This is a genomic window from Micromonospora sp. NPDC000089, assembly GCF_042899365.1.
Classification (GTDB): domain Bacteria; phylum Actinomycetota; class Actinomycetes; order Mycobacteriales; family Micromonosporaceae; genus Micromonospora.
Genome location: NZ_JBIAZT010000003.1, coordinates 378,257 through 384,757, shown reverse-complemented (window position 1 = coordinate 384,757; position 6,501 = coordinate 378,257). Strand labels below are relative to the sequence as shown.

At 74.0% G+C, this 6,501-nt stretch carries 8 protein-coding genes; 2 read left to right on the top strand and 6 right to left on the bottom strand.

All coding sequences use genetic code 11. The features are described from left to right. From ACFY3U_RS08500 to hemL, 4 genes are all read right to left on the bottom strand, one after another. On the bottom strand, positions 1-336 hold a 336-nt coding region (locus ACFY3U_RS08500), incomplete at its 3' end, for a cytochrome c biogenesis protein CcdA (RefSeq protein WP_387197050.1). Further along, entirely contained in the window at positions 336-908 is a 573-nt protein-coding gene (locus ACFY3U_RS08495; RefSeq protein WP_387197048.1) for a TlpA disulfide reductase family protein, read from the bottom strand. The genes ACFY3U_RS08495 and ACFY3U_RS08500, both read right to left, overlap by 1 nt. Then, positions 908-1,555 carry a histidine phosphatase family protein gene (locus ACFY3U_RS08490; RefSeq protein WP_387197045.1) on the bottom strand — a complete coding sequence of 216 codons (648 nt, stop codon included), beginning with the start codon at positions 1,553-1,555 and terminating at the stop codon, positions 908-910. The genes ACFY3U_RS08495 and ACFY3U_RS08490 overlap by 1 nt, the downstream gene beginning before the upstream one ends. A gap of 1 nt (position 1,556) precedes the next feature. Continuing rightward, a complete protein-coding gene (gene hemL, locus ACFY3U_RS08485) occupies positions 1,557-2,894 on the bottom strand; it encodes a glutamate-1-semialdehyde 2,1-aminomutase (protein ID WP_387197042.1) in 1,338 nt (445 codons plus the stop codon). Between the two features lie 165 nt (positions 2,895-3,059). Here hemL and ACFY3U_RS08480 point away from each other — a divergent pair, with 165 nt between their 5' ends. Next, positions 3,060-3,392: an STAS domain-containing protein gene (locus ACFY3U_RS08480; RefSeq protein ID WP_387197039.1), complete on the top strand. Its 333-nt coding sequence runs from the start codon at positions 3,060-3,062 to the stop codon at positions 3,390-3,392. An 8-nt stretch (positions 3,393-3,400) separates the two neighbouring features. Here ACFY3U_RS08480 and ACFY3U_RS08475 read toward each other — a convergent pair whose 3' ends face one another. After that, the gene (locus ACFY3U_RS08475) at positions 3,401-4,993 is read right to left on the bottom strand and encodes an ABC transporter permease (RefSeq protein ID WP_387197036.1); all 1,593 of its coding nucleotides are present in this window, start codon (positions 4,991-4,993) and stop codon (positions 3,401-3,403) included. Next, positions 4,990-5,898: an ATP-binding cassette domain-containing protein gene (locus ACFY3U_RS08470; protein ID WP_387197033.1), complete on the bottom strand. Its 909-nt coding sequence runs from the start codon at positions 5,896-5,898 to the stop codon at positions 4,990-4,992. Before ACFY3U_RS08470 ends, ACFY3U_RS08475 begins: the two co-directional genes overlap by 4 nt. Before the next feature lie 95 nt (positions 5,899-5,993). Between ACFY3U_RS08470 and ACFY3U_RS08465 the strand changes: the two genes are divergently transcribed. Further along, on the top strand, positions 5,994-6,497 hold the full coding sequence (locus tag ACFY3U_RS08465; protein WP_387197030.1) for a GbsR/MarR family transcriptional regulator: 504 nt from the start codon (positions 5,994-5,996) through the stop codon (positions 6,495-6,497). Positions 6,498-6,501 lie beyond the last annotated feature (4 nt).

Here is a 6,501-nt window from a genome sequence, read left to right as displayed (position 1 = left end):
GGCCGTCCCACCGGCCGCGCCGTCGGCCGTCCCACCGGCCGCGCCGTCGGCCGTCCCACCGGCCGCGCCGTCGGCCGTCCCACCGGCCGCGCCGTCGGCCGTCCCACCGGCCGCGCCGTCACCGCCGGTCGGGGCGTCGCCGTCGGGTCGGGGCGCCTCGGCCCGGGTACGGCCCTCCAGGTCGGCGCCGGCCAGCCCGGTGACGTACGACAGGTAGCCCGGCATCAGCGGCAGCACGCACGGGGACAGGAAGCTGACCAGCCCGGCGAGCGCCGCCGCGCCGATGGCCAGCAGCAACGGGCCGGACTCGGCGAGCTGTTTGAACGTCTCGCCCATCAGCGGGAACCGGGCGCCGGCTGCTCCGCGGCGACCTTCTCGACGAGCGGCTGCAGGCCGTCCTGCTTGACCGCGGCCCGGATCACCGTGGCGATCCGGCCCTCCCGGTCCAACACGACCGTCGCCGGGGTGGTGTTCGGCGGGATGTCGAAGTTCAACGCGAGCCGGCTCGACGGGTCGAAGAGGCTCTGGTACGTCACCCGACCCTGCTCGAAGGCGACCGCCTTGTCCTTGTTGTCCTGCACGTTGATGCCGAGGAAGGTCACCCCGGAGCCCTTGGTGGCCTGGTAGGTGGCCTCCAGGTCGTCGGCCTCGGCCCGGCAGGGCGCGCACCAGGAGCCCCAGAAGTTGACCACGACCACCTGGCCGCGGGCCTGGGAGATGTCGTAGGTGCCGCCGGAGAGCAGCTCACCGGAGACCTTCGGGGTCTTGGAGCGCTGGTCCGGAGCGCACTCGATGATCCCGCCGTTGTTGGCGCACCGGCTCTCCTCGCTGTCGGAGGAGCAGCCGACCAGCGCCGACGCGACGGCGACGGCGACGAGCAGGGCGGCGATCGGCCTCCGGCTGCGCATCAGGCCCCCTTGGCCGTCCGGGCGGTCGGCGAGATGGAGACCAGGTGCGCGGCCGGCTCGGTGTAGCCGATTCCGGTCACCTTCGCGCCGTCGAAGTGGAAGGAGGTCAGGCTGGCCAGGCCGCACTGGCGGCGGCGCGGGTCGTGCCAGAGCCGCTTGCGCTCGACGTAGCGGCGCAGGGTCCAGATCGGCAGCTGGTGGGAGACCAGCACGGCCTCCCGCCCCTCGGCGGCGATCCGGGCGGCGTGCAGGGCGGCGAACATCCGCTCGGCGATCGCCACGTACGCCTCGCCCCAGGACGGGGTGACCGGGTCCCGCAGCACCCACCAGTTGCGCGGGTCGCGGAACGAGCCGTCACCGGGCGAGACCTTCTTGCCCTCGAACCAGTTGGCGCTCTCGATCAGCCGCTCGTCCACCCCGACCGGCAGCCCGAACTGGCCGGCGATCGGCTCGGCGGTCTGCTGCGCGCGCTCCAGCGGGCTGGCCACCACGTGCACCACGGTCCGCTCGGCGAGCGCCTGGGCGGCGGCCTTGGCCATCTGCACGCCCAGCTCGGAGAGGCGGAAACCGGGCAGCCGGCCGTACAGGATCTGGCCCGGGTTGTAGACCTCCCCGTGCCGCAGCACGTGCACCACGGTCTTGCTCATCTCACGCCCCCGCTCCCGCTGCCGCCGCCGCGTTCGCCGCCGCGGGCAGCGCGGCGGAGATCTGGTCCAGCGCGGCGTCGTCGATCGCCGCCGAGACGAACCACGACTCGAAGGCGCTCGGCGGCAGGTAGACGCCGGCGGCGAGCATCGCGTGGAAGAACGCCTTGAACGCGGGCACCTGCTGGGTGCGGGCGCTGTCGTAGTCGCGCACGTCGGCGTCGGTGAAGAAGATCGAGAACATGCTGCCCGCGTACGACAGTCGATGCGGGACGCCGGCGGCGGCCAGCGCGTCGCCGGCCAGCTTGCCCACGACGGCGGCCGTGTCGTCGAGCCGACGGTAGAGCGCGTCGTCGGCGAGCCGCAGGGTGGCCAGGCCGGCCGCGCAGGCCAGCGGGTTACCGGAGAGCGTGCCGGCCTGGTAGACCGGGCCGGCCGGGGCCAGCCGGCCCATGATCTCCGCCCGCCCACCGAAGGCCGCGGCGGGCAGCCCACCACCCATGACCTTGCCGTACGTCCACAGGTCGGCGTCCGACGGGTCGAGGCCGTGCCAGCCGGCGCGGGAGACCCGGAACCCGGTCATCACCTCGTCCACGATCAGCAGCGCGCCGTGCGCGTGCGCGATGGCCGCGAGCTGCTGGTTGAAGCCGTCGCGCGGAGCGACCACGCCCATGTTGCCGGCGGCGGCCTCGGTGATGATCGCGGCGATGTGCTGGCCCTCGGCGGCGAAGGCCGCCTCGACCGCGGTGAGGTCGTTGTACGGCAGCACGATGGTGTCGCCGGCCGCCGCGCCGGTCACCCCCGGCGAGTCGGGCAGGCCGAGGGTGGCCACGCCGGAGCCGGCGGCGGCGAGCAGGGCGTCGGAGTGGCCGTGGTAGCAGCCGGAGAACTTTACGATCTTGGGGCGGCCGGTGAAGCCGCGGGCCAGCCGGATCGCCGACATGGTGGCCTCGGTGCCCGAGTTGACCAGGCGTACCTGCTCGACGGGGGTGCGGTCGACGATCTCGGCGGCCAGCTCCACCTCACCCGGGGTGGGGGTGCCGAAGCTGGTGCCGCGCCCGGCCGCGTCCCGGATCGCCTCGACCACCTCGGGGTGGGCGTGGCCGAGGATCAACGGCCCCCACGAGCAGACCAGGTCGACGTAGCGCCGCCCGTCGGCGTCGTACAGCCAGGGCCCCTCCCCCCGGACCATGAAGCGGGGGGTGCCGCCGACCGCACGGAAGGCGCGCACGGGGGAGTTCACCCCGCCCGGCACGATGGCCTTGGCGCGGTCGAACAGGGCCTCGGAGGCCGGCGCGTCGGCCGGGTAACGGCCGGACCCGGCGGAAAAGGTATCGGTCACGATGCCGCCATTGTGTCAGCGGGAGGCGGGCGGTCGGCAGCCACCCCGGGCGCGGGGTTACCAGGCTCACCCTGGGCGGGCACGGGTGGCGGGGAAGGCGGGCCGGCACCGGGGGCGGACCCGCCTCACCCGGCCGCGTTGTCGAGATCGCGATAGGGTGACCGGGTGGATCGTGCCGAACTGTCCATCACGGTACACCGGACGGGTGACGAAGCGGTGCTTCGCCTCGCCGGTGAGATCGACATGCTCACCGCAGCCCAGCTGTCGACCGTCGTGAACGAGATGCTCGCCGACGCCCCGCCCCGGATCGTGCTCGACATGGCCGGCGTGACCTTCTGCGACTCCCAGGGCCTGGGCACGCTGGTGGTGCTCAGCCGCAAGGCGAGCCACTCGCAGAGCCTGCTGGTGCTCAGCAACGTGGGCGACTTCCTGCTCCGCGTCCTGGACATCACCGGCCTCCGCTCCGCCCTGATGATCAAGAACGAGACCGCACCCTGACCCCGGGTTCAGCCGGTCGGGACGTCCCGCCGGCTGAAGCCAGCGAGACCGACGGCGGCCATCAGCAGCGCGGTGACCGCCAGCAGCCAGAGCGGGGTGGCCTGCCAGTGGCCGCCGAGCACCTGCGGGGTGTGGGTGAACGGCGACACGTCCAGCAGCCACTGGCTCAGCCTGAGCACCGCGCCGAGCTGACCGAGCAGCACGAAGACCGCCAACGCCGCCCAGCTGGCCGGGGCCAGCCGGGGCAGCAGGCCGTAGAGCAGCACCGCCAGGCCGGCCAGCACCCAGGCCGCCGGCAGCTGCGCCAGCCCGGCGCCGACCATCCGGGGCAGCTGACCCGACACGTCGTGCTCGCTGATCCCGTACGCGAGACCGACCGCGAAGCCGGTCACCGCGAGCACCACCGCCGGCCCGAGCAGCGCGAACGCCAGGTGGGACAGCAGCCACCGGCACCGGCGGACCCGGGTGGCCAGCAGCGGCTCGACCCGGCCGCCGGTCTCCTCCGCCCGCATCCGCAGGGCCGCCTGGATGCCGAAGCCGGCCGCCGCCCAGCCGGCGAGGCTCAACGCCGCGCCGAGGTACGCGTCGGCCAGCCCCTGGGTGCCGCCGATCCGCGCCATGATCTCCTCCAGCTGCGGGTTGCCCTCGACCGACCTCCCGGCCGCCTGCGCCGCCCCGCCGAGGATCAGCCCGAGCAGGCCGAAGCCGACCGACCACCAGAGCAGCTGGCCCCGGTGCAGCCGCCAGGCCAGCCCGAACGGCCCGGCGAGGGCCGGCCCGGCGGCGGGCCGACCGAGCCGGGGCGGCAGCAGCCCGGCACCCAGGTCGCGGCGCACCGACAGCGGGTACGCGGCCGTGGCGAGCAGCGCGGACGCCAGCACCGGCAGCGCCAGCACCCACCACCGGTCCCCCTCGTACGCCCGGATGCGCGGCGCCCAGCCCAGCGGGGAGAGCCAGCTGAGCCACTCCCGCTCGGCCGTGTCACCGGCCAGGCGCAGCCCGAAGGCGGCCCCGAGCACGGCGATCGCGATCCCCCGGGCACCGCCGGCCGTCTCGGTGAGTTGGGCGGCGAGCCCGCCGACGGTGGCGAAGACGACGCCGGTCAGCGCGGTGGCCGACCCGTACGCCAGCGAGCCGGCCGCCGGCAGCCCGGTGGCGACCAGCCCGGCGGCGGTGAGCAGCCCGAGCAGCAGGTCGGCGGCGTACGTGACGGCGAGCGCGGCGGTCAGTCCGGCGTACCGGCCGAGGACGGAGCCGCCGAGCAGTTCCCGCCGGCCGGCCTCCTCCTCGGTGCGGGTGTGCCGGACGACGGTGAGCAGGCTGGCCAGCGCGACGAGGGTCAGCAGGAAGCCACCCCGCTGGGCGGTGAGCGCGCCGACGCTCTCCCCGTAGAGCGGGCCGAGCAGGGCGACGATGGACGGGTTCCGGGCGGTGCCGGCGGCGTACGCGGCCCGCTCGGCGGCGGTCGGGAAGAGCTCGAAGAAGCTCTTCGCGTACGAGACGGGCAGCACGGTGAGGACCAGCACCCAGAGCGGGAGCAGCAGCCGGTCCCGGCGCAGCATCAGCCGGGCCAGGTGCCGGCCGCCCGTTAGCGTGCTCACGCGGTCACCTCCGCCGGGGTGTCGGTGGGCTCGTAGTGGCGTAGGAACAGCTCCTCCAGCGTGGGCGGCTGGCTGACCAGGCTGCGTACGCCCAGCTCGGTGAGCCGGCGCAGCGCGGCCTGCAGGGCCGGGGTGTCCACGTCGAAGCGCACCCGGTTGCCGTCCACCCGCAGGTCGTGCACGCCGGCCAGGCCGAGCAGGCCGTCCGGCGGGCCGGTGATCTCGGCGTCGATCGCGGTGCGCTGCAGGTGCCGCAGCTCGGTCAGGGTGCCGCTCTCCACCGCCCGGCCGTTGCGGATGATGGTCACCCGGTCGCAGAGCGCCTCCACCTCGGCGAGGATGTGGCTGGACAGCAGCACGGTACGGCCGTCCTGGCGGGCCCGGCGGATCCAGTGCTGGAAGACCTCCTCCATCAGCGGGTCCAGCCCGGAGGTGGGCTCGTCCAGGACCAGCAGCTCCACGTCCGAGGCGAGGGCGGCGACCAGGCCGACCTTCTGCCGGTTGCCCTTGGAGTAGGCCCGGCCCTTCTTGCGCGGATCCAGCTCGAACGACTCCAGCAGCTCGGCGCGGCGCTTCGGGTCCAGCCCGCCGCGCATCCGGCCGAGCAGGTCGATCACCTCACCGCCGGAGAGGTTGGGCCAGAGGGTGACGTCACCGGGCACGTACGCCAGCCGCCGGTGCAGGGCGACCGCGTCCCGCCACGGGTCACCGCCGAGCAGTCGGACGGCCCCCGCGTCCGCCCGCAGCAGCCCGAGCAGCACCCGGATGGTGGTGGACTTGCCGGAGCCGTTCGGGCCCAGAAAGCCGTGCACTTCACCGGCGCGGACGGTGAGGTCGAGCCCGTCCAGCGCGCGGACCCGGCCGAAGGTCTTCACCAGGCCGGCCACCTCGATGGGAGTTTCCATATATCGGAAGCTACGCTTGTTTCAGAAAGTTGTGAAGACTGTGAGATCCGGGGCACCATCGTGCTTCCGACAGTGAGAGTGAGGAGCGCGTACCGATGACCGACCAGCGCCCGACCCACGCCCGCGAGGAGGAGGTCCACCTCTTCGTCGAGCGGATGGCGATGGCCTTCGCGGACGTCGGTTTCCCCCGGATGGCCGCCCGGGTGCTCTTCGCGGTGATGGCCGCCGACGGGCCGCTGACCGCGGCCGAGATCGGCGAACGGCTCGGGGTCAGCGCGGCGGCGGTCTCCGGCGCGGTTCGCTACCTGACCCAGTTCGGCATGCTCATCCGGGAACCGGTCAAGGGCTCCCGGCGGGACCGCTACCGGATGCCGGACAACCCCTGGTACGAGGCCACGATCACCAAGACCGTGCTCTACAAGAACTTCATCGACATCGCGGACGCCGGCGTCACCGCGCTGGACGGGCCGGGGACGCCGGGCGGCGAACGGGTCGCCGAGATGCGGGACTTCTTCCGCTTCGTCCAGGACGAGATCGACTCGTTGGGCGAGCGTTGGCGGGCGCACCGCGCGGCCACCGGCCACCCGCCCCGCACCTGACGGA

Coding starts and splice junctions, on each gene's coding strand:
- ACFY3U_RS08470 (WP_387197033.1), bottom strand. CDS start 5,898: ATGGAAACTCCCATCGAGGTGGCCGGCCTGGTGAAGACCTTCGGCCGG.
- ACFY3U_RS08465 (WP_387197030.1), top strand. CDS start 5,994: ATGACCGACCAGCGCCCGACCCACGCCCGCGAGGAGGAGGTCCACCTC.
- ACFY3U_RS08490 (WP_387197045.1), bottom strand. CDS start 1,555: ATGAGCAAGACCGTGGTGCACGTGCTGCGGCACGGGGAGGTCTACAAC.
- ACFY3U_RS08495 (WP_387197048.1), bottom strand. CDS start 908: ATGCGCAGCCGGAGGCCGATCGCCGCCCTGCTCGTCGCCGTCGCCGTC.